Origin of the sequence: Amycolatopsis sp., assembly GCF_035276945.1 — a bacterium.
GTDB lineage: Bacteria > Actinomycetota > Actinomycetes > Mycobacteriales > Pseudonocardiaceae > Amycolatopsis_E.
On sequence record NZ_DATELF010000046.1, the window covers coordinates 117,594 to 140,140 of the forward strand.

The 22,547-nt window shown below is 69.9% G+C and carries 21 protein-coding genes; 11 read left to right on the forward strand and 10 right to left on the reverse strand.

What is annotated here, in order from left to right; translation table 11 throughout:
• Positions 1–23 precede the first annotated feature (23 nt).
• The 8 genes from VJT49_RS07410 to VJT49_RS07445 form a co-directional block, all read right to left on the reverse strand.
• Complete coding sequence (locus tag VJT49_RS07410; protein WP_324163962.1) at positions 24–1,013, reverse strand: malate dehydrogenase; 990 nt, start codon at positions 1,011–1,013, stop codon at positions 24–26.
• A 43-nt stretch (positions 1,014–1,056) separates the two neighbouring features.
• Positions 1,057–1,305 carry a hypothetical protein gene (locus VJT49_RS07415; protein ID WP_324163963.1) on the reverse strand — a complete coding sequence of 83 codons (249 nt, stop codon included), beginning with the start codon at positions 1,303–1,305 and terminating at the stop codon, positions 1,057–1,059.
• Entirely contained in the window at positions 1,302–1,514 is a 213-nt protein-coding gene (locus tag VJT49_RS07420; protein WP_324163964.1) for a hypothetical protein, read from the reverse strand. Before VJT49_RS07420 ends, VJT49_RS07415 begins: the two co-directional genes overlap by 4 nt.
• Positions 1,511–4,552, reverse strand: coding sequence for a GH92 family glycosyl hydrolase (locus VJT49_RS07425; RefSeq protein ID WP_324163965.1), 3,042 nt, complete (start codon positions 4,550–4,552; stop codon positions 1,511–1,513). Before VJT49_RS07425 ends, VJT49_RS07420 begins: the two co-directional genes overlap by 4 nt.
• 157 nt (positions 4,553–4,709) lie before the next feature.
• Positions 4,710–6,002: a M20/M25/M40 family metallo-hydrolase gene (locus tag VJT49_RS07430; protein ID WP_324163966.1), complete on the reverse strand. Its 1,293-nt coding sequence runs from the start codon at positions 6,000–6,002 to the stop codon at positions 4,710–4,712.
• The gene (locus tag VJT49_RS07435; RefSeq protein ID WP_324163967.1) at positions 5,995–6,822 is read right to left on the reverse strand and encodes a M55 family metallopeptidase; all 828 of its coding nucleotides are present in this window, start codon (positions 6,820–6,822) and stop codon (positions 5,995–5,997) included. Before VJT49_RS07435 ends, VJT49_RS07430 begins: the two co-directional genes overlap by 8 nt.
• 365 nt (positions 6,823–7,187) lie before the next feature.
• Complete coding sequence (locus tag VJT49_RS07440) at positions 7,188–7,553, reverse strand: roadblock/LC7 domain-containing protein (RefSeq protein WP_324163968.1); 366 nt, start codon at positions 7,551–7,553, stop codon at positions 7,188–7,190.
• 122 nt (positions 7,554–7,675) lie between these two features.
• On the reverse strand, positions 7,676–8,050 hold the full coding sequence (locus VJT49_RS07445) for a hypothetical protein (RefSeq protein WP_324163969.1): 375 nt from the start codon (positions 8,048–8,050) through the stop codon (positions 7,676–7,678).
• 573 nt (positions 8,051–8,623) lie between these two features.
• On the opposite strand from VJT49_RS07445, the gene VJT49_RS07450 reads away from it, so the two are divergent.
• The 5 genes from VJT49_RS07450 (at position 8,624) to mptB (ending at position 15,837) form a co-directional block, all read left to right on the forward strand.
• Positions 8,624–10,360, forward strand: a complete 1,737-nt coding sequence (locus VJT49_RS07450) for a peptide ABC transporter substrate-binding protein (RefSeq protein WP_324164017.1) — start codon at positions 8,624–8,626, stop codon at positions 10,358–10,360.
• 217 nt (positions 10,361–10,577) lie between these two features.
• Positions 10,578–11,603 carry an ABC transporter permease gene (locus VJT49_RS07455; protein ID WP_324163970.1) on the forward strand — a complete coding sequence of 342 codons (1,026 nt, stop codon included), beginning with the start codon at positions 10,578–10,580 and terminating at the stop codon, positions 11,601–11,603.
• Positions 11,600–12,490, forward strand: coding sequence for an ABC transporter permease (locus tag VJT49_RS07460; protein WP_324163971.1), 891 nt, complete (start codon positions 11,600–11,602; stop codon positions 12,488–12,490). Before VJT49_RS07455 ends, VJT49_RS07460 begins: the two co-directional genes overlap by 4 nt.
• A complete protein-coding gene (locus VJT49_RS07465; RefSeq protein ID WP_324163972.1) occupies positions 12,487–14,112 on the forward strand; it encodes an ABC transporter ATP-binding protein in 1,626 nt (541 codons plus the stop codon). Before VJT49_RS07460 ends, VJT49_RS07465 begins: the two co-directional genes overlap by 4 nt.
• Positions 14,113–14,202: 90 nt before the next feature.
• Positions 14,203–15,837, forward strand: a complete 1,635-nt coding sequence (mptB, locus tag VJT49_RS07470) for a polyprenol phosphomannose-dependent alpha 1,6 mannosyltransferase MptB (protein WP_324163973.1) — start codon at positions 14,203–14,205, stop codon at positions 15,835–15,837.
• Here mptB and VJT49_RS07475 read toward each other — a convergent pair.
• Together VJT49_RS07475 and VJT49_RS07480 are read right to left on the reverse strand one after the other, a co-directional pair.
• On the reverse strand, positions 15,806–16,222 hold the full coding sequence (locus VJT49_RS07475) for a TIGR03668 family PPOX class F420-dependent oxidoreductase (protein WP_324163974.1): 417 nt from the start codon (positions 16,220–16,222) through the stop codon (positions 15,806–15,808). The two genes, mptB and VJT49_RS07475, sit on opposite strands and share 32 nt — an antisense overlap.
• Positions 16,223–16,241: 19 nt before the next feature.
• On the reverse strand, positions 16,242–18,167 hold the full coding sequence (locus tag VJT49_RS07480; RefSeq protein WP_324163975.1) for a S9 family peptidase: 1,926 nt from the start codon (positions 18,165–18,167) through the stop codon (positions 16,242–16,244).
• A 128-nt stretch (positions 18,168–18,295) separates the two neighbouring features.
• Here VJT49_RS07480 and VJT49_RS07485 point away from each other — a divergent pair, with 128 nt between their 5' ends.
• The 6 genes from VJT49_RS07485 (at position 18,296) to VJT49_RS07510 (ending at position 22,529) form a co-directional block, all read left to right on the forward strand.
• Entirely contained in the window at positions 18,296–18,871 is a 576-nt protein-coding gene (locus VJT49_RS07485) for a DUF3090 domain-containing protein (protein ID WP_324163976.1), read from the forward strand.
• Between the two features lie 6 nt (positions 18,872–18,877).
• A complete protein-coding gene (locus VJT49_RS07490) occupies positions 18,878–19,672 on the forward strand; it encodes an SCO1664 family protein (RefSeq protein ID WP_324163977.1) in 795 nt (264 codons plus the stop codon).
• A 217-nt stretch (positions 19,673–19,889) separates the two neighbouring features.
• The gene (locus VJT49_RS07495) at positions 19,890–20,420 is read left to right on the forward strand and encodes a phosphotransferase (protein ID WP_324163978.1); all 531 of its coding nucleotides are present in this window, start codon (positions 19,890–19,892) and stop codon (positions 20,418–20,420) included.
• Between the two features lie 201 nt (positions 20,421–20,621).
• Entirely contained in the window at positions 20,622–21,179 is a 558-nt protein-coding gene (locus VJT49_RS07500) for an MFS transporter (protein ID WP_324163979.1), read from the forward strand.
• A 49-nt stretch (positions 21,180–21,228) separates the two neighbouring features.
• Positions 21,229–22,029 (forward strand): DUF3097 domain-containing protein, encoded by an 801-nt coding sequence (locus VJT49_RS07505; protein ID WP_324163980.1) that lies wholly within the window; start codon positions 21,229–21,231, stop codon positions 22,027–22,029.
• Positions 22,030–22,097: 68 nt separating this feature from the next.
• The gene (locus VJT49_RS07510; RefSeq protein ID WP_324163981.1) at positions 22,098–22,529 is read left to right on the forward strand and encodes an NfeD family protein; all 432 of its coding nucleotides are present in this window, start codon (positions 22,098–22,100) and stop codon (positions 22,527–22,529) included.
• The last annotated feature ends 18 nt before the right edge of the window (positions 22,530–22,547 follow it).

Below are 22,547 nucleotides of genomic sequence, written 5' to 3' on the forward strand. Positions count from 1 at the left end.
GGCCTGAGTGCGGGACTCGATGATCAGATCAGGCCGAGCTTCTGGACCGCGGCGCGCTCGTCGGCCAGTTCGGTGACCGAGGCGTCGATCCGGGTCCGGGAGAACTCGTTGAGCTCCAGCCCCTGCACGATCTCGTAGCGGCCGTCCCTGGTGGTGACCGGGAACGACGAGATCAGGCCGTCGGGCACACCGTAGGAGCCGTCGGAGGGCACCGCCATCGAGGTCCAGTCGCCCTCCGCGGTGCCGTTGACCCAGGTGTAGACGTGGTCGATCGCGGCGGACGCGGCCGACGCGGCCGAGGACGCGCCCCGTGCCTCGATGATCGCGGCACCGCGCTTGGCCACGGTGGGAATGAACTCCTCGGCCAGCCACTTCTCGTCGCCGACGGCCTCGGCGGCGCTGCGGCCGCCCACCTCGGCGTGGAAGAGGTCCGGGTACTGGGTGGCCGAGTGGTTGCCCCAGATGGTCATCTTCCTGATCTCGGCCACCGGCACGCCGAGCTTCTTCGACAGCTGGGCGATGGCGCGGTTGTGGTCGAGGCGGGTCATCGCGGTGAAGCGCTCGGCGGGCACGTCCGGCGCGCTCGCCTGGGCGATCAGGGCGTTGGTGTTGGCGGGGTTGCCCACGACGAGGACCTTGATGTCGTCGGCGGCGCCGGCGTTGATCGCCTCGCCCTGCGGCTTGAAGATGCCGCCGTTGGCCTCGAGCAGGTCACCACGCTCCATGCCCTTGGTCCGCGGCCGCGCGCCGACCAGCAGCGCGACGTTCGCGCCCTCGAACGCCTGCTTCGGGTCGTCGAAGATGTCGGTGCCCGCGAGCAGCGGGAACGCCCCGTCCTCCAGCTCCATCGCGGTGCCCTCGGCCGCCTTGACCGCCTGCGGGATCTCCAGCAGCCGCAGCTTCACCGGGGTGTCCGGGCCGAGCAGCTGACCGGACGCGATGCGGAACAGCAGCGCGTAGCCGATCTGGCCGGCGGCGCCGGTGACGGTGACGTTGACGGGGGCTTGGGTCATCACGTACTCCTGCGGACGAATCTTTTCGCTTGTGTTCGTGACTCTATCCCTCCCGGGAGGTGCTGACCGGGTGCGTCCGATCACTCGGTGCGCCGGGTGCCGCCGGGGGTTTCCGGGCCGGACCCGCTTCGGCGGTCTTCACCTCGAAGGCCCTGCCCAGCGCGAGAATCCCATCGTCGAGCCGGTCGAGGCTGGTGAGCACCGACCGGGTCTCGGAGTCGTCGGACTCGCGGGTGATCGGGCCCTCGGTCACCGGGTCCAGCTCGTGGCGGGTCGAGCCCGACCGGATCACGCCGGCGAGGATGTCGATGTTGCCGGTGAGCCGGTCGTCGCCGCGATCCCGGTCACCATGATCGTCGGCAACGGCCGGCGCAGCGCGACCAGCACCACGCTCGCCAGCGCGATCCCCAGCACCGCCCACGCGCCGAGCCGCAACCGGAGGAGCCCGGGGTCCGCGGCCACCAGCCGCTCCCGCGCCACGTGCACCGCGTCGAGATTCATCGAGCCAGCAGTTCCCACTGCGCGAGGGACAGCCTCAGGCCACTGGCCCGCGTGATGCGAAGCCGGTAATGCGGGTAGGCGGCCGGTTCGTGGAGCGCGAACGGCCGGGTCTGGCGGGGCCAGCGGAAGTTCTGTGTGTCCCGCTCGTCGAGGACGGTCCAGGTGCGGGCGTCGGCTGAGCCTTCAAGAGTCCACGCCGTGGGTGTGCCGCGGGTTCCGGAGGTGAGGGTGTACAGCTCGACCGGGCGCGGCGGGCCGTCCACTGTGTACTCGATGGTGGGAGTGCCCGCGCGGAACACGACCTGGGTGCGGCTGGTGTCGTCGAACAGCCCGGTGACGTCGGTGCCGTCGTTCGACCGGGCGTGTCCGGTCAGGTCGGTCAGCGGCCGGGGCAGGTCTTCGCCTTCGGTCAGCGAGGGCGGCGGTGTTCCCCAGTCCGACGGGCTCCCGGACAGGTCGAAGTCGAGGACAGCGCCTTCCGCCAGCTCGTCGTGCCTGATCCAGGCCCGGGAATGCGGCTCCCCGTTGACCCGGAGTCCCCGCACGTAGGGGGCTCTGCGGTTGGCGTTGATCACCACTTCGTTTCCGTTCTCCAGTCCGATCGTGGCCCTGGAGAACAGTGGCGCACCGAGGACATAGACCGGGCTGCCGACCGCGAGCGGGTAGAGGCCGAGCGCGGCGAAGACGTACCAGGCCGACATTTCGCCGTTGTCCTCGTCGCCGGGATAGCCCTGCCCGATCTCGCTGCCCGAGTAGCAGCGGGTGAGCACCTCGCGGACGACGGCCTGCGCCGTCGCCGGCGCGGCCGCGTGCAGGTACATGAACGGGATGTGGTGCGAGGGCTGGTTGGAATGCGCGTACTGGCCCATCCGCAGGTCCCGTGCCTCGGTCATCTCATGGATGATCCCGCCGTAGGAGCCGGGCTTCCGGCCGGTTTCCGGCGTGGCGAAGAAAGTGTCCAGTTTGGACTCGAGAGCGGCCCGCCCGCCCAGCAGGTTCGCCAGGCCATTCCCGTCGTGGGGTACCGAAAAGGCCATGTTCCAGCCGTTGGTTTCGGTGTAGTCGAAGCCCCAGACGGTCGGGTCGTACCGCTCGGGGGCCCAGCGCCGGCGCCCGTCGCGATGCCGGCCCTGGAAGAACCCGGTTCGCCCGTCGAAGTGGTTCACATACTGCAGCGCGCGCTGGCGGAAGTAACGGGCTTCGTCGTGCCGTTCCAGCACCTCGGCGAGGTTGGCGATGGCGAAGTCGTTCAGGCACGCCTCCAATGCCCACGAGAGTCCCTCGGGGGTGCTGACGGGCGTGTAGCCGAGGAAGATCGACTCGTGCGAACCCTTGCGGCCGACACCGCGGTTCGGGGGCGCTACCGTGGCGTTCTTGATGGCGGCGTCGTAGGCGGCGTGGATGTCGAAGTTCCGGACGCCCTTGAGGTAGGCGTCGGCGAAGGCGGCATCGGAGCTGGTGCCGGTCATGAGGTCGGCGTAGCCGGGGGAGGACCAGCGGGCGATCCAGCCGCCCTCCCGGTACTGCTGCACGAAACCTTCGATCAGTTCGCCGCACCGTTTCGGGGTTAGCAGCGCGTACAAGGGCCAGGCCGTGCGGTAGGTGTCCCAGAACCCGTTGTTCACCGACATCGGGCCGGGCAAGACCTTCGCGCCGGTCGTCAGCCGGGTGCTGGGCCGCCGTCGGCGCCGGATCACGGGACTGGCGTGCCGGCGACCGTACGGCGTGTCCTCGTGACCGGAGTTGGGATAAAGGAACAGGCGGTACAGGCCCGAGTAGAACGTGGTGCGCTCGTCGTCGGTCGCGCCGTCCAGCTCGATCCGGCCGAGCAGTTCCTGCCACTGGTCCCGGGCGCGCCGGCGGACCTGCTCGAACGTGGTGCCCCTGGGGATCTCGCGGTTGAGGTTCCGCCAGGCTTCCTGGAGGCTGATCAAGGAGGTGCCCATGACGAGGTGGACGGTTTCCACGCCGAACTCGGCATGGCCCGGGCCACCGCCGGAGGGGCAGCGGTCGAAGGAGCCGCAGACGAACATCCGGCGGGCGCCTTTCGACAGCCTGCTCCGCACCGAGGTATACGCCGTGAACGACCGGCGGCGCGGATGAAGGCGCAGGCCACTTGCGGGCCCGAAGCGCACCCAGCCGCGCCTGTCCGGAAAGGTGAAGCGGAACATCGCCGCGTGATCGGACGGCGCCAGATCGGCGACGATGCCGTTGTCGAACCGGACACCGTAGTGGTACGGACGATCGATCTCGTTCTCGTGCCCGAAGGCCAGCGCGGCACGGTCGGCCTTACCGACCCCCGGCAGCAGGTGGAAGGTGTGCCGGTCGCCCATCCACGGGCTGGCCTGGTGGCTCAGCGCGAACGCCGCGAGTGCCGGCCGGTTCCGGTCGTCGTTACGCCGGTGGTACTCGTAGAGCCAGGAGGTCGAGGACGCGTCGGTCACCGGGGTCCAGAAATTGAACCCGTTGGGCACGGCCGTCGCGGGAAAGGTGTTGCCGCGCGAGAACTCCGCGCTCGAGTGGGTGCCGCGGGTGGTACGGACCCAGTCCACGGCGTCCCGGCGTTCGGTGAATCGTTCGGCGACGCGGACGTCGTCGAACCAGCCGGTGACCTCGGCGGGGCCAGGTGGGTCGACGGCCAGTACGATCGCCCGGATCCGGCGGCCCGCCGCGTCCCCCAGCGGGCGCCGCACCAGGTTCCATTGGTCCGGATAGAGCGTCCTGCCGCCTGTCCAGGCGGGGAGTCCGCCACCGTCGTCGAACTCGACATCGATGGCGGCGTGGGTGCTTCCGTAGTCCTCGTCCCGCTCGGGAAAGACCACATAGGACAGTTCGGTCCGCTCGGTGACCGGAATGTCCACTTCGAACAGCCGAGTGCGGCGGGGCCTGGCCGCCGCGTACCGCAGCGCTCTGACCCCGGTGAACCCGACGCCGGTCTTCGCGGTGGGTGAGTGTGCCGGGCCGCCGCCGACCTCCGCGCCTGCGGCCGGCTGGGGATCACCCTCCTCGAAGGAGGTGAAGAACCGGCTGGCGATCACGGCACCACGGTAGCCTGATCGCCGCGCCGGAGCAGCCCTCGAACGCCGAACCCGGACTCGCCCGTCGCGAAAGCCCGACTCGCCCGACACGAAAGCCCGACTCGCGGCACCTGAAAGCCCGACTCGCGTGTCGCGAAAGCCCGACGTGCGCGGGGCCTCAGCAGTTCCCGAGGAAGTTCCGCAGGACGCGGGTGCCGAATCGCAAACCTTCGACGGGAACGCGCTCGTCCACGCCGTGGGCCATCGCGCGATACGGAAAGCCCTCGGGCAGCCAGAGCGGCGCGAAACCGTAACACTGGATCCCGAGCTTGCTGAACGCCTTCGCGTCGGTGCCGCCGCCCATGCAGTACGGCACCACCACGGCCTGCGGATCCTCCGCGCGCAGGGCGTCGGCCATGGCGGTGAACCAGGGCGAGTCGACCTCGGCCTGCACGGGTGGCTGCCGGGCGACGAACTCACGTTCGACCCCCGGGCCGAGCAGCGCGTCGATCTGCGCGAGCAGTTCGTCCTCGGTGCCGGGCAGCACCCGCGTGTCGAGCTGGGCCTGCGCGGCGCTCGGGATCACGTTCACCTTGTAGCCCGCGTCGAGCATGGTCGGCGTGGTGCTGTTGCGCACCGTGTTCTCCGCCAGCGCCGCGGCAGGCCCGAGCCGGGCCAGCGCGCCCTCCACGTCGGACAGGTTGACGTCGACGCCGAGCGCTTCACCGGTCCGCACGAGGAAAGCCTCCACGGCCGGCGTCAGCCGCACCGGCCAGCGGTGGGCGGCGATCCGGTGCACCGCGCCGATCAGCCGGACGACCGCGTTCTCGTCGTTGCGGCGCGAACCGTGCCCGGCACGGCCCCGGGCGGTGAGCCGCAGGTGCGAAGTGCCTCGTTCCGCGGCTCCCACCGGGTAAAGCCGGACTGTGCGGCCGTCGGCGGCGGGAACGTGATACGTGTAGGCGCCCGACTCGCTGATGGCCGCCGCGCAGCCGTCGAACTCTTCGGGATACTCGTCCACCAGCCAGTGCGCGCCGTGCTCGCCGCGGTCCTCCTCGTCGGCCACGAAGGCCAGCACGATGTCGCGGCGGGGGCGGAAATCGCCCGTGACGACGGACAGCACCATCGCCACGAAGTCCTTCATGTCCACGGCGCCACGGCCCCACAGGTACCCGTCGCGGACCTCGCCGGAAAACGGCGGCACCGACCAGTCGGCGGCGTCCGCGGGCACGACGTCCAGGTGACCCTGCACCAGCAGGGCAGGCAGGGACGGGTCGCGGCCGGGTATGCGGGCGAGCACGTTGGCCCGTCGTGGCGCCGGTTCGAGGACCTTCGGCTCGATCCCGGCCTCGGCCAGGACACCGGCGACGAACTCCGCCGCCTCCCGCTCGCCCTCGGCGTCGCCGTGGCCCCGGTTCGTGGTGTCGAACCGGATCAGCTCCGCGCACAACTCGACTGCGTCGCTACCCATACTTCCCCTGTACCGCGCCCGCGGCGATCGCGGTGACCACCTTGAACGCCTTCATCGCTTCGGTCATGTCCGGCGCGTCGAAGCCGACCCGGCGTACGCCGATCTGCTCGACCGTGGGCACCACGGCCGCCGCCTGGGCGAGGTGGCTCGCGTCGAACTCGACCTCGATCCGGTGCCCGCCACGACGTGGATGCCCGCGCCGTGCGCGCGACATGCCCCGTTCCGCCGCCTCGGTCAGTGCGACCGCGGTACGTTGCGGCGGAAGGCAGACGGCCGCGTACCGGCTGACGCATTCCTTCACCGCGACCAGCTCGGCTCCCGGTGCGTAGTCTGTCGCATCTTCGCAGGTCTTGTCGTCGCCTGTGACCATCAGCACGGGCACGCCGTACTCGGCGGCCAGCGCGGCGTTGAGCCTGCCTTCGCTGGCCGGCACGCCGTCCAGCCAAACCCCGGTGATCTGGTTCTCCAAGTAGGTGTGGGCAAGGACACCATCGGCGCCGGCGCCCGCGTGGTAGCCGACGAACACCACCCCGTCCACGCCGGAGTCGATGCCCTGCATCATCGACAGCGGCTTGTGCCGCCCGGTGAGCATCCTCGCCCGTGGGTCGAGGTCCTCGAGCAGCAGGTTGCGCTGCGACGAGTGCGCCTCGTTGACCAGCACGTCGGTGGCCCCGCCCGCGTACAGGCCGGCGACGGTCGCGTTCACGTCGCCGGTGAACAGCCGGCGGAACCGCTGCCACTGCTCGGTCCCCGGCACCACGTCGTCGGTCCAGGTCACGCCGGTGGCGCCCTCCATGTCCGCCGAAACGAGGATGCGCATGGCCCGCAACCTTACGACAGGGGCCGGGCAGCCGGGAAAATGGTGACCCCACGAACCCGTGGAATCCGCATTTCATGGCCGGAAAATCTGTCGCCCGAATTGGGTATTCCTGGCGCGCGGACGTGGTTGCTGTGCAGGTCAGTGCACCCGGAGCCGGTAAGTGCGCCATGAAGATCGAGCCGGGCTCGGCGAGGGGATCGGCCGGCGCGGAAACTCGGGCTTGGGACACGCTTCTGCCTCCTGTTCGCCTGCGGGTGCCTGCGAAAAAGGCTGTCGGCGCGGCCTAAAACGTCGATAGAGCAGCGGTACGGCCCGGAGCCGCGGCCGGGCCGCGTGCTCCTGGCCCCGTCCTGCTCGCGACGGCGTCACTCGTCCGTTTTCGTGTCCTCGAGCACCTCCCGCAGCTGGGAAAGCGCTTGCTTGGCGGCGATGTTGAACAGGCCCATGTTGGTGTCCTTTTCGCCCAGGACGACGAGGAGGACACCGGTCTCGACCGGGAACACGGCCACGTGGCCCGAGCAGCCCTCGAACAGCGCGGTGCGCGCTTCGCCGACGTCGGCGTGGGCGGTGAACTGAATCGCCAGCCCGATCGCGGTCGCGGCCATGGCCGCGACGTTCGCGTCCTCGATGCCCTCGGTGTCGCTGCTGAGCACGAGCCCGTCCCGGGTGGCGACCAGAAGCCCGTTGACGGGACCGAGCTGGTCGCGGATCTTCCGGAGCGTCCGGTTCATGATCTGGGCCTCGTACGGTGGCTCCACCACTGGCGGAGCCGGCCGAGCGTGCCGGCTGGCCGAGGGGTCTCCACGTTTGGGGAGGGCGGTGGCGTTCTCGGCGGCTCTAACGTGCATCCTCTTCACACCATCAGGTTCGTTTCGATGCGCTTGAGGTAGTGCCGCGCCAGGGCGAGGTTCGCGCGTTCCCGGTCCAGGACCAGGTAGAGGAACAGCGTCGGGTTGCCCTTCGCCGGTTCCAGCAGGCGGATCAGGTGGTACTGGCGGTGCAGCGTGATCAGGATGTCCTCGATGCCGTCGTTGAGCCCGAGCGCCGAGATCACTCGCAGCTTGGACCGGACGACTTCGGTGTTGCCCGCCGCGGCGACCTCGAGGTTCAACCGCTCGGCGTTGCCGCCGACCGAGCCCAGCGACATTCCGCTGTCGTAGTCGACGAGTGCGGCGCCCAGCGCTCCGCCAATGGACATGGCTTCTTTGAGTGCGGTGTCGATATTCATTTCGATTCTCCTTCGGGCGCGCTTTTCCTGGCGGGGCCGCCAAGCGGCGGCGGGGTGAAAGGATTGCAGGTGGTCACCCTATGTTGCCCGGGTCGGGGAGTACATACCCGTTCCTCGGTTTTGCCGCGAACCGGCATTTGTCGAAATCACACGAACACCGGTTCGACATGGTCGGAAAATCAGCTTCCCCAGCGCCGCGGTTTCGACTCGAACAAGCAAACGCCATCAATGTATAACGACCTATACGGCGTGGCGTTCAACCGGCCAACCTCCGGAACAGCGGTTTTGTTTGCGGCGGAAGCTACCAGGGACCGCGCGTAGTTGACAACACGTATGGTTGATCGTGACTACTTGTTGTTATCGAAGTATTACGTAAGGTAATACCCGGCCACGAAAAGGCAACGATCAGGTACTTACTGTGCTGGGTGGATATTGCGCGGTTACGCGAAGATGTGGTTACTTTCCGCCTTACGCGAACCAGAGAGGCGGACAACTGTGGGGCTCAGGATCCTGACGCGGTGGCGCACCGCCACCGCCATCCCGGTGGCGGCGGCACTCGTCACCGGGCCGTTCATGCCGGTGGCCCAGGCACAGGACGTCGGCAAGGTGCTGAGGGTCGCGCTGGTCCAGGAGATCGACCATCTCAACCCGTTCCTGGCCTCGTTCGCCTCCAGCGTCATGGTCGGCAGGATGACGTGGGAGTACCTCACGCCGCCCTCGGCCGAAGACAACACCCCCAGCCGCGCGCTCGCCACCGACTGGAAGACCTCCGACGACAAGCTGACCTGGACCTTCACCATCCGCCAGGGCATCAGGTGGTCCGACGGGCAGCCGGTGACCGCCAAGGACGTCGCCTACACCTACAACCGCATCATGACGGACAAGGCCGCCCAGGAGGCCAACGGAACCTACGTCGAAAACTTCGAGACGGTCACCGCGCCCGACGACGCGACCTTGGTCATCAAGACCAGGAAGCCGCAGGCGAGCATGACCGCGATCGACATCCCGGTCGTGCCGGAGCACATCTGGAGCAAGATCGCCAAGGTCGACGACCCGTCGACCGACTCGCCGGCCGTGGCGGGCGTGGGGGACGGGCCGTTCGTCATCAGCGAGTACCGGCCCAACCAGCTCATCCGGCTCAAGGCCAACCCGGACTACTGGCGTGGCAGGCCGAAGATCGACGAACTCCAGTTCATCAGCTACACCAACGCCGACGCCGCGGTGAACGCGCTCCGCAACGGTGAGGTCGACGTGGTCAACCGGCTCACCGCGACCCAGTTCGACAGCCTGCGGGGCCAGTCCGGCATCACCACCAACAAGGCCATCGGCCGCCGCTACCGCGAACTGCTCATCAACCCCGGCGCGCGGAACGCCGACCGCCGGCCGATCGGGGACGGCAACGCCGCGCTCGAGGACGTCAACCTCCGGCGGGCGATCGCCAGGGCGCTGGACCCGCGGACCCTGATCGACAAGGTGCTCGGCGGGTACGGCCAGCTCGGCGGCGGCATCGTCCCGGCGTCGTTCCCCGTCTACCACTGGGAACCCACCGCGAGCCAGCGCTACGGCTACGACGTCGCGGCCGCCAACGCCCAGCTCGATCAGGCCGGCTACCCGAGGGGCGCGGACGGCGTCCGCACCGACAAGAACGGCAAGCCGCTGAACCTCCGCCTGCTCGGCAAGTCCAGTGAGGACTTCTCCCAGCGCGCCGCGGACTACGTGGTGAGCTGGCTCGGCGCGGTCGGCATCAAGGTGACCAAGCAACTGGTCTCCGACAACGAGCTCGACGAGCGCACCAGCAACGGCACCTACGACCTGGCCTTCTCGGGCTGGGGAACCAGCCCCGACCCCGACTACGTCCTGGCCAAGCAAACCTGCGCCGCGCTGCCCGCGGTCGGCGGAAGTAGCAGCAGCGCGTCGATGTTCTGCGATCCCGAGTTCGACCGCCTCTACCAGCAGGAAAGCACCGAACTGGACCCGGCCAGGCGGGCGGAGCTGGTGAAGCAGGCCCAGGCGCGGTACTACGACCAGGTGCCCAGCGTCGTGCTGGACTACGACAACCCGCTGGAGGCCTACCGCTCTGACCGGTTCGCCGAGTTCCCCAAGCAGCCCGCGGGCACCGGCACGATCATGGAGCAGAGCGGCTACTGGAGCATGTACGGCGCTACGCCGGTTTCCCAGGCGAGCGGTGGCTCGGGTGGCGGCCTGTCGGCCGGTGCGTGGATCGCGATCGGCGCGGGCGCCCTGGTCGTGGTCGTGATCGCCGGCACCGCGTTCGGGCGGCGCAGGAAGTCGGCGGAGGACACGGAGTAGGTGTGCGTAGCTCTGGGTCGATGGGCGGCGGTCAAGGCGACCACAAGGCGCGCGGTTTGCCGGTCCCATGGGGGCAAGCCCCCGCACCCCCGCTGGGGGCAGGCCACCAGACCCGCTCGGCGGGGCGGCGGGGCGCTTGTGCCGATGACGCGGCTTGGGCTCGTGAGGAGCGCCCTGCCGACACGGTCGAGGTCGCGCGCACGGAAAGGGAAACGGAGTGAGCGAGGCGCTGGCCGAGTTCGGCGCTGACCTGACCGACCCCGACGAGCGGCGGGGTGGGACCGGCACGGCCCGGTTCCTGCTCGGCAAGCTGGGCGGGGCGGTCGGCAGCCTGTTCTTCGTGGTGGTGCTCGGGTTCCTGCTGTTCCGCATGATCCCCGGCGATCCGGTCGCCACCATGACCAGGGAGAAGCCGTTCGACCCGGGGCAGATGGCCCAGTTGCGGGAGCGGTTCGGCGTGGACAAGCCGCTGTTCCGGCAGTTCCTGGATTACCTGGGCGGGATCGTCCGCGGCGACCTCGGCAGCTCCTACGCCTACAACCGCCCGGTGGCCGATCTGATCGCCGAACGGTTTTGGCCGACAGTGTTCCTGGTCGGCACGGCCACCGTGCTGGCGATCGTGCTCGGGCTGTGGCTCGGCGTCCGCGCCGCATGGCGGCGGGACAGCGCGTTCGATCGCATGCACACGGGAATCTCGCTCACGCTGTGGTCGGTCCCGCAGTTCTGGCTGGGGCTGTTGCTGCTGATCGCCACGCAGGGCCTGTTCCCCAGCGGCGGGATGCGGTCCCCGGACACCCCGCCCGGGTTCTTCCCGGAGGTCCTGGACGTGGCGCACCATCTGGTGCTGCCGTGCGTGACCCTGCTCGCGGTGCTCTACGCGCAGTACATGCTGGTGATGCGCTCGTCGCTGCTGGGTGAGATGAACGCCGAGTACCTCACCACGGCACGGGCCAAGGGGCTGCGGGACGACCTGGTGCGCCGCCGCCATGCCGTGCCGAACGCGCTGCTGCCCACGGTCACGCTGATCTTCCTGCAGTTCGGCCTGGTCGTGTCGGGCACGGTCACCGTCGAGGCGGTGTTCTCCTGGCCCGGCCTGGGCTACCTCACCTACCAGGCACTACGCGTGCCGGATCTTCCGTTGCTCCAGGGGGTTTTCGTGGTGCTGGCCGGTTCGGTCATCGTGATGAACCTGATCGCCGAAGTGCTCTACCGGGTGCTCGATCCCCGGGTGCGTGCGCGGTGACCGCGGGGATCGTCTGGCAGCGGCGGCGGGCAGCCGCGGTGGGCGTGTGGCGCGAGTTCGCGGCCAAGAAGGGCGGGCTCGCCGGGCTGGGCGTGCTGGCGGTGATCGTGGTGCTGGCGCTGCTCGCGCCGCTGATCACCGACCAGGCGGGCCTGGACGTCGTCCACGCGCCCGGCAAGCCGCTTCGGCCGCCCAGCGGTGAGTTCCCGCTCGGCACGGACATCGACGGCCGCTCGGTGCTGTTGCTGACCCTGTGGGGTGCGCGGATCTCGCTGCTGGTCGGGTTCTCGGCGACCGTGCTGTCGGTCTGCATCGGCACGATCGCGGGGATCGCGGCCGCGCATTTCGGCGGCTGGGTGTCGGGCGTCCTGCTGCGGTTCACCGACTTCTTCCTGGTGCTGCCGTCGCTGGTGCTGGCCATCGCGCTGTCGAGCGTGCTGCCGCAGGGTGTGGCCACGATCATCCTCGCGATCGGTGTGACGTCCTGGCCGACGACCGCGCGGCTGGTGCGGGCGCAGACACTCACCATCGAAAGCTGCCCCTACATCGAGCGGTCGAAGGCGCTCGGTGGCGGGCACCTGCACATCGTCGGCAAGCATGTGCTGCCAGGGGTGCTGCCGCTGGTGCTGGCGAACACCACGCTGGTGGTCGGGAACTCGATCATCGCCGAGTCCACGCTTTCGTTCCTGGGACTCGGCGATCCGGCCGTGGTGTCCTGGGGCTCGATGCTGCAGCGGGCGCTGACCTCGGGAGCGGTCACCGGGGGAGCGTGGTGGTACCTGCTGCCGCCCGGGCTGGCGATCGTCGTCGTCGTGCTGTGCTTCACCCTGGTCGGCCGGGCGCTGGAAACGGTCGTGAACCCACGGCTCAAGGGGGAGCGGGGATGAGCTTGCTGGAGCTGAAGGATCTCGGTGTCACCTACCGCGTGGGCGACGAAGAGGTGCCGGCCGTCAGGGGAGTGGACCTGCGACTGGAGCCGGGGGAGACGCTCGGGATCGCGGGCGAGTCGGGCTCGGGCAAGTCGACGGTGGCGATGAGCGTGCTCCGGCTGCTGCCCAAGTCCGCGCGGGTGTCGGGCGAAATCCTCCTCGACGGCGAGGACGTCATGACCATGCGTTGGGGGCGGTTGCGCGCGGTGCGCTGGGCGGAAGCTTCGGTGGTGTTCCAGGGCGCCATGCACGTGCTCAACCCGGTCCACCGGATCGGTGCGCAGATCGCCGAGCCGATCCGGCTGCACGCGGCCGAGCCGCCCGGCGAGACCGAGGTCAAGGCACGGGTGACGGAGCTGCTGGAGCAGGTGGACCTGCCCGTCTCGCGGGCCGGCGCCTACCCGCACGAGTTGTCCGGTGGGCAGAAGCAGCGGGTGATGATCGCCATGGCGCTGGCGTGCCGTCCGCGGCTGATCATCGCCGACGAACCGACCACCGCGCTCGACGTGATCGTGCAGGCGCAGGTCCTGGACCTGATGAGCCGGCTGGTCGCGGAGCGGCACCTCGGGCTGATCATGATCAGCCACGATCTGTCCGTGCTGGCCGCGACCTGCGCGCGGATCGCGGTGATGTACCAGGGCGAGGTGGTCGAGCGCGGGCCGGGCGGCGAGATCATGGGCTCGCCGCGGCACAGCCATACGCGCGCGCTGGCCGCGGCGTTCCCGACGGTCGGCGATCCCGCGTCCCGGTTCGCGCCGGCGACGAGCGAGCCGCTACCCCCGGAACCCGAGCGGGCATCCGGCGCCGAGGTACTGCTCGCCGCCGAGGACCTGCGGGTGACCTTCCGTGACCGGAAAGGCGTGCGGATCGATGCTGTCGCCGGGGTGAACCTCGAGGTGCGGCGCGGCGAGATCGTCGCGCTGGTAGGTCAGTCGGGGTCGGGCAAGACCACGCTGGCCAGGACGCTGCTCGCGCTGCAGAAGCCGACCTCGGGCTCGGTGCGCTACGCCGGGGCGCCGGTACCGACGTCCGGGGCCGGGTTGACGGCGTACCGGCGGCAGGTCCAGCTCGTGCTGCAGGACCCGGCGAGCGCGCTGAATCCGCGTCACACCGTGTATGAGGCCGTCGCGGAGGGGCCTCGGATCCACCGGCTGCCGGGTGACGAGCGCGAGATCGTCAAGGCCGCGCTGGAAGCGGCCGAACTCCGGCCCGCGGAGCGGTTCCTGTCCCGGCTGCCGCACGAGCTGTCCGGTGGCCAGCGCCAGCGCGTGGTGATCGCCGGGGCGCTCGCGCTGCGGCCCGGCGTGCTCGTCGCCGACGAACCGGTGGCGTCGCTGGACGCGTCCGTGCGGGGCGAGATTCTCGGGTTGCTGCTGCGGTTGCGGCGTGAACTGGGGTTGGCGGGCCTGGTGATCACCCACGATCTGGGGCTGGCGTGGAACATCGCGGACCGGGTGGCGGTGATGTATCGCGGAAGGCTGGTCGAAGTCGGTACGGTCGAGGAAGTCCTGCTCGACCCCGAGCACGAGTACACCAAATCCTTGTTGGCGGCGCTGCCGGCCGGGGTCGGGGCGAAATGACGTGGGTCTCGCGCGAATACAGGCACGGTGCCCGCAGTGTCAAGCCGCCGCGAGTCCGGCTCGGCGCACTGTGTAATCTCCTTCATCGAAATGGCGACCACTACTGATCCTGCGTCTTCTGGGGGCCCAGCCCCCAGGACCCGGCTGGGGGCAAGCCCCCAGACCCCCTTGCCGGAAACTCCGGCGGCCGGGGTGCCTGCCCCGGCGGAAGCGCGTGAGGCGGAAGCGAACCCGTTCCCGGTCCGCACCACGCTGATGGGGACCTTCGGCAGCGTCCTGCTGCTGCTCGGCGCGTTCGGCGCCGGGGGAATCCTCATCCGTGACCCGGTCATCGGCACCGGGCCGCTGTCCTGGATCCGCTACGGGCACGGCCAGATCCTCGCCAACGGCGTGCTCTACGCCGGCTTCGGTCTGGTCGTGTGGGCGTGGGTGCGGCTCGGCCGGTACATGCTGGCCGGGCGGATCGGCAGCAGGGCGATCGTGATCGCGTCGGCGTGCTGGATGGCGCCGTTGCTGATCTCGCCGCCGCTGTTCACCCGTGACGTGTTCTCCTACCTCGGCCAGGGCGCGCAGTTGCTGCACGGGCTCAACCCGTACGCGCACGGGCCCGCCGAACTGGAGATCCTGCCGAACATCGTGCAGAACGTGCACCCGGTGTGGCAGACCACGCCGGCCCCGTACGGTCCGTTGTTCCTGCTCATCGCCAAGGGCATCGTCGCGGTGACCGGGGACAACGTGATCGTCGGCGTGATCGTGACCCGGCTGGTGCTGCTGCTCGGGCTCGGCGCGATGGTCTGGGCGCTGCCGCGGCTGGTGCGTCACCTCGGTGGCAGGCTGCCGATCACGCTGTGGCTGGCGGTGGCCAGCCCGATGACGGTGATCCACCTGTTCGGCGGCCCGCACAACGACCTGATGATGCTCGGCTTCCTCACCATGGGCGTGCTCGCCGTGCTGGAGCGCAAGCATGCGGTGTCGATCGTGCTGGTGACGGTGGCGATGCTGATCAAGCCGACGGCGGCGGTGGCGCTGCCGTTCCTGGTCTGGGTGTGGACCAACCACCTGGAGGGTGAGAACCGCACGCGGAACTTCCTCAAGGTGGGCGCGGCCTCGGTCGGGATCTTCCTGCCGGTGTTCGTCGTGGGCACCTGGGTTTCGCTCGGCTCGTTCAACCTGGGCTGGGTCACCGGGCTGCAGGCGCCGACTCTGGTCACCAACTGGCTGAACCCGTCGACCGGGGTCGGCCAGGTCGCCTACACCCTGGTGCACCTGGTGATCAACGTGCCGGAGTCGCCGTTCATCACGGTCGCGCGACTGCTGTCGATGCTGACCCTGGCTGCGTTCTTCGCGCAGCAGTGGTGGAAGTCGCGCTACGGCGGCAACGAGGCGATATTCCGGATGGCGGTGACCCTGCTGGCCACCGCGATTCTCGCGCCGCCCACCCTGCCGTGGTATCTGACGTGGGGTTTCGTGCTCGCTTCGGCGTTCCCGTGGCGGCGCAGGCATCTGGCCGTGGTGGTCGGGGTCGCGGTGTTCCTGGTGATGGCGTACTACCCGACGGGGGAACAGGCGCTGTACGACTGGTGGTTCGTCGTGCTCACCCTGGCACTGGGCGTGTACGCGGCGGCGGCGCTGCTGCGGCCCGACCCGCTCGGCCTGATCGCCGCGTGGCGCAAGCAGACCGTGTCGGACTTCGTCAGCTCGCCGTCCAGCCCCGCCAGGCAGTGATCGTCGCGCGGACCACCGGCCCCTCGGGTGGGTGGTCCGCGTACTGCTCGTACTTCGCGCGCAGCCACTCGACGGGCTCGGCCCGTTCGGCGGCTTCGGTGAGGACGGTGGCGAAGCCGTCGGCGCGGACCCACCACAGGTGCGTCCAGTCCTCGTCGTAGTGATCGGCCAGGAAGGCGACCGCCGGGTTCGCCGCGATGTTCCGTAGCCGCCGCAGATCGGTGGTGGCCTTGGGTTTGTGGTCCACGGCGAAGACGATCACGTCGCCATCCATGGCGAAGGTCACCGGCACCAGATGGGGCACGCCCTGCGCGTTCGCCGTCGCCAGCCGAGCGATCCGGGCGGCGGCGAACCGCTCCCTGGCCGTTTCGGGGGAAAGCCGCATGCCTGCCACTATTGCCGCCTCACCGGCAGAGCTCCAGGTGTGGCACTCCGGGCGTGGCGAAACCGAAGACCTGGCCGTAGAACGACAGCTCGGCCTCCAGCGCGGTAATCATCGTCTCCGCCTTGCGGAAGCCGTGCTGCTCGCCTGCGAAGGTCAGGTACGCGTGGGGGATTCCCTTGCCACGTAACGCGGCCACGAACCGGTCGGCCTGTTCGGGCGGGCAGATCTGGTCGTCGAGGCCCTGCAGGAACAGCACCGGCCCGGCCAGCCGGTCGGCGTGCGCGAGCGGTGACCGGTCGAGGTAACGCCGCCTGGTTTCCGGCAGCGGTCCGATCAGGCCCTCGAGGTAGCGGGATTCGAAGTCGTGGGTTTCGCCACCGCCGGTCGTCCAGTTCGACAGGTCGAGGATGGGGAACTTGACGGTGGCCGCCCGGTAGATCCGTTCGGTGGTGATGGCCGCCGCCGAGGTGAACCCGCCCGCACTGCCGCCGCGGATGGCCAGCCGCGCGGGGTCGGCGATGCCTTCGGTCACGAGCGCCTCCGCCACCGCCGCGCAGTCGCGGACGTCGACCACGCCCCACTGCTCGCGCAGCCGTTCCCGGTACCGCCTGCCGTAGCCGGTGGAGCCGCCGTAGTCGACCGCGACGACGCCGATGCCGCGGCTGGTGAAGTACGCGAAATCCAGGTCAAGCACCGGGAAGTTCCGCCCGGTCGGGCCACCGTGGACGTGTACGAGATAGGGCGGCAGTTCGCCTTCGGGCGCCACCTGATCCGGATTGGCGGGCGGGTACAGGTAGGCCGGAATCGTTTCGCCGTCGGGTCCGGCAAAGGTCCGCGTCCGCGGCACGGGCAAATACCCGGCCGGAACAGCCGGCGCCGTGCTTTCGCCGAGTTCCGTCACGGTGCCGGTGCCCAGGTCGACCTGTACGACCGTGAGATCCCGCTCCGGGCCGGCGGCGATACCGGCGACCCCGGTGCCGGACGGCGCGAAGGTGGTCGCCCAGGCGGTCAGCGTGGTCGGCACGTCGGTCACCGTCTGTGCCTTCTCGTCCAGCACGGCGAGCCGGCCGGAGTTCAGCACCGCGTGCCTGCCGTCGCCGAGCGGGGCGAACCAGCGCGCGCCGATCTTCCACAGCGGTCCGCCGAGTTCAGCCTCGACCGGGGCGAGGTTCTCCGCTCGCCCGTCCAGGGTGATCCGGTGCAGGTTCCACCAGCCCTCGGGGTCGAGCAGGGCGAGCAGCGAGCCGGGGCTTTCCCAGTCGAGCTGGCACACCGAGATGCCGCGCCCGCCGGCGAGCACCCGGTGCGGGCCGAACGTGCCGTCGGCCGAGATCTCCGCGACGCACAGTTCCGTTTCGTCCCAGGGCATGGCCGGATGGTCCCAGCCGAGCCACGCCGCGTGCCGGCCGTCGGGGGACGACTGCGGCCCGGTCAGGAAGTGGTGGCTGGCGGCCAGCGACCGCACGCCGCCGGTCAGCGCGACGAGATCGCGGCGGATGTCCGTGCGCCGCGGACCGGTGCCGGCCTCGCGAACCGCCCACACCTCGTCCCCGGGGCCCGGCCGGAGATCGGCGTACCGGACGCCTTGCGGGGTCGGTGGCTCGGGCGTGATGGGCGAAATCTCCCCGCTGTCCAGGTCGCGCACATACACCCGCTGGTCGCTCCAGTTGGTGAAGAACAGCGACCGGCCCCGCACGAGCCACGGACGGCCGCCGTACTCGTGCACGCGGTTCCGTGCGTTCCAGGGCGCGGGCAGCATGTCCTCGAGCGTCCCGTCGGCCTTCCGGCGCACCAGCGCGACCCGGCCGTCTTCCGAGGGCCTGCCCTCCGCCCACCACACTTCTCCGCCGGCCACGTCCAGCCATTGTGGGCTGCTGCCGGCCGCCGCGACATCGGCGGCGGTGATTGGCGAAGTCCAGGTCCCGAAAGGTGACGTGCCGACCATCTCGTCACCTTAGCTGCGCTTTCGCCGGCCTGCGATCGCATCACCGATACGCCGGCAGGCGCTCAACTACACTCAAAGCAGGGCGGCGGGTGCCGATCATGGAACGGTGGCTTAGGGTCGGGGGTGCCATGGCTCGAGTAATCCACGTCTTCCGCCAGCCTGACCGGTTCGTCGCAGGGACCGTCGGGGAACCCGGAGACCGCACCTTCTACCTGCAGGCGTCCGAGGACGTCCGGATCATCAGCGTGACCGTCGAGAAGCAACAGGTCGCGGTGCTCGCCGAGCGCCTGGGGTCGCTGCTGGAGGAGGTCGCCAACCGCTTCGGGGCCGATGTGCCGGAGTCGGTCCCGGAAGAGTTGGTCGACGTCGATCCCCTCACCGTGCCGGTGGAGGAGGAGTTCAGGGTCGGCACGATGGGCCTGGGCTGGGACGCCGAGAGCAAGGCGGTGGTGATCGAACTGCTCGCCATGACCGAGGGTGAGGTCGACGAAACCGTCGTGCTCGACGACACCGAGGAAGGCCCCGACGCGGTACGTGTGTTCCTCACACCCGCCGCCGCCCGCGCCTTCGCCGAGCGTGCCGACCGTGTGGTCAACGCGGGCCGCAAACCGTGCCCGTTGTGCGGCGAACCGCTCGATCCGGCCGGCCACATCTGTCCCCGTCAGAACGGCTACCGCCGCGAGACCGAGCTCAACGAGAGTTAGGCGCTCTTGACCAGCCCGACGGATCCCGCGGCCAGGCAACTGCTCGCCCAAGGCAGGCTCGAAGTCGAAGGTCGCCTGGTCGACGCCTCGAACGTCACGCTCTACTGTGCCCTCGAGCTGGACGGGCTGAGCGGGCACGCGGTGTACAAGCCGGTGTCCGGTGAGCGCCCGCTGTGGGATTTCCCGCACGGAACGCTCGCGGGGCGCGAGGTCGCGACCTACTTGCTGTCCGAGGCTTCCGGGCTGGGCAGCGTGCCGCCGACCGCGCTGCGTGAGGGGCCGCTCGGGGTGGGCATGGTGCAGCTGTGGGTCGACACGACGGACGACGAGCTGGTCGACGTCCGGCCGCCCGCGGAGGTTCCGGATGGCTGGCGCGTGGTGCTGCACGCGCACGACCGGCTCGGCGAGCCCGCTGTCCTCACGCACGCCGACCATCCCGGCGTGCGCGATCTGGCGATCCTGGACATCATCGCCAACAACACCGACCGCAAGGGCGGCCATGTGCTCGCCGGGACGGACGGCCGGGTTTACGGCGTGGACCACGGAATCTGCCTGCATTCCGAGCCCAAGCTGCGCACCGTGCTGTGGGGCTGGATCGGTGAGCCGCTGCCCTCCGACGCCGTCGAGAAGCTGCGCGCGCTGCCGGAAAAGATCTACGGCTCGCTCGGCGAGGAGCTGTCCGCGCACCTCAACGGCGTGGAGATCGGAGCCGTCGTGGAACGCGCCGAGAAACTGCTGTCCACCGGGGTGTTCCCGGAACCGGGCGACGACTGGCGTGCCATCCCGTGGCCGCTGTTCTGACCCTTGACACGGCCGCGCGCGCACGTCTGGTCGACCGCTTCGGCCCCGAGGTCAACGGCTGGTGCGACGAACTTCCCGCCCTGGTCGGCCGGCTGGCCCGGGCTTGGAACCTGCGCGTCGAGGTCATCCTCTCCGGCGGCAACACCGGGCGGACGCCGCGGTGCCGTGACCGCATGGGCCGTCTGGTCGTGCTCAAGCTGACGCCGAGGCGGCCGCGTTGCGGGCCTGGGCGGGCTGCGCACGGGTGGTCGATCTCCTCGACGCCGATCTGGACGCGGGCGCGATCCTGCTGGCCGGGATCGTCCCCGGAACCCCGTTACGTGGCCGGGAACTCCCGCTGGCGGAGGTCGGGGAGTTGCTGGTCGAGCTGGCTTCCGTGCCCGCACCGGTCGGCGTGTTCCCGACTCTTGCGGAACGGGTGAACCTGATCTTCGACCTCGCACGCCGCTCGCGCCACATTCCGCGGGATCGACTCGCCTCGTCTCGGAAAGCGGCGCTCGCTCTTGCCGCGGACGGGCCACGGATGTTGCTGCACGGCGATCTGCATCCCGGCAACGTCCTCGACGGCGCTGCCGGAATCGTGGCGATCGACCCGCGCCCGTGTGTCGGCGACCCGGCCTTCGACGCCGTCGACTGGGCGATCCGCTCGGACCCGGCGATCTTCCCCGCACTGCCCGCGGGCCGCGTACGCGCCTGGTGCGAAGCCCTTGCCGTGCTCTTCGAGTTTTCATCCACGCCCCGGAGTTGATCACTTGCCCCGCGCACCGTGGCGCTCGGGATCACCGGTCTCACCGCCGCGGCCGCCCTCATCGCCGTTCTCTTGCCTGCCTTGCCTGTCCGAAACGAGGAAGCAGCGGACCAGAGTGAACGCGGTTTTCCTGATGTGACCGTTGCGTTCGGGCGAGACGCTGCCCGCCGTCCTGTCCGCGATCAAGGCCCATGCCCGGTCGTGCTCCACCTGCGGCAGGTGCTCGGCTACTCGGCTCGGCAGACCTGGCTGGCGATGGCGCCGGTCGCGCTGGCCGTCGCCGTGGTCTCCCTCGGCGTTTCGGCCAGGGCGACCAGCCGATTCGGTGAGCGCGCGGTACTGCTGGCCGGACTCGGGCTGACCACCGCCGGTCTGGCGCTGCTGGCCGTGGTGCCGGTGGACGGCGGGTATGCCCGGCACGTGCTGGTCCCGACGCTGTCGATGGGCATTGGTTTCGGCCTGGCGATGCCGGCACTGATGGCACTGGGCGTGCGTGACGTGCGGGCCGGGGACGCTGGGCTGGCTTCCGGCCTGTTCAACACGACGCAGCAGGTCGCGGGCGCTCTCGGGTTGTCGGTGCTGGCGGTGCTCGCCGCGAGCCGCACCGAAGGCCTGCTGGCCAAGGGCGTGGCCGCCGCCCCGGCCCTGACCTCGGGGTATCACGTCGCGTTCTGGACCGGGGCCGCCCTGGTCGCCGCGTCCGCGCTCGTGGCGGCGGTCGCCCTGCGCGGGCGGGCACCGGTCGCGGTGGCCGCGTAGCGGCGTGGCGGCGCGACCGGGGACGCAGGTGGCGCTACCGTCCCCGGTCGTGCGTTCCCATTCCTATGACGACGTGGTCGGCAGTCCCCGCAAGCGCAAGATCCCCGAGGTGCCCGCGGACGCCGGACTGGTGGTGGAGGAGCCGGGCAGCGGGTTCTGCGGAGCCGTCGTGCGGCTCGAGTACGGCAACGTCGTCCTGGAGGACCGCCACGGCAAGCACCGCGTTTTCCCGCTCAGCCCCGCCGGATTCCTGCTCGAGGGCAAACCGGTCACCCTCGTGCCGCCCAGGACCACACCGAAACCGGCCCGCACGATCTCGGCGTCCGGCTCGGTGAAGGTGCAGGGGCTCAAGGCGCGGACCGCGCGAGCCTCCCGCATCTGGGTGGAAGGCAAGCACGACGCCGAACTGGTCGAACGGGTCTGGGGTCATGACCTGCGGGTCGAAGGCGTGGTCGTCGAACCGCTGGACGGCGTGGACGTGCTCGCCGAGCGGATCGCGGAGTTCGGCACCGGACCGCACCGCAGGCTCGGCGTGCTGGTCGACCACCTCGTCGCCGGCAGCAAGGAGTCGCGGTTGATCGAGCGGATCGACGACCAGAACGTGCTGGTCACCGGGCACCCCTACGTGGACATCTGGCAGGCGGTCAAGCCTGCCGCGGTCGGTATCCGGGCCTGGCCCTCGGTTCCCCGCGGGGTCGCCTGGAAGGAAGGGATCTGCGCGGCGCTGGGTTGGGGCGAACCGTACGAGGGCTGGCAACGGGTGCTGGCCGGGGTCGGCAGCTTCCGGGATCTGGAGACCCCGCTGATCGGCGCGGTCGAACGGCTCATCGACTTCGTGACCATCCACTGAGGTCACACCAAAGATCATGGCCGGTGATTCGGTGGCCCAACATGGTCACCTTCTGCAACGATGGAGTCATGACAGCGGCGTTGATCTGGCTGATCGCGGCAGTCGTGTTGATGGCCGCCGAGGTACTGTCCGGTGATTTCGTCCTGATCATGCTCGGGCTCGGGGCGCTCGCGGGCGCGGGGTCAGCGGCGGTCACCGGCAACCCGGTGATCGACGTGCTCGTCTTCGCGGTGGCTTCGGCCGGGTTGATCTTCCTCGCCCGGCCCGCGCTGAAACGCCGGTTCCTGCACGGTCCGCACGTCAAGACGGGTGTCGACGCGCTGGTCGGGGCGCACGCGGTCGTGCTGTCCACGGTGGACGGTCACGACGGCCGGGTGAAGATCGGCGGGGACGTCTGGTCGGCGAGAAGCCTCGTGGACGGTCAGCGAATCGAGCCCGGCACCAAGGTCACCGTGGTAGAGATAGCAGGCGCGACAGCCGTCGTGTCGCCCGAGCCCTAATGGAACAACCGGCCCAAC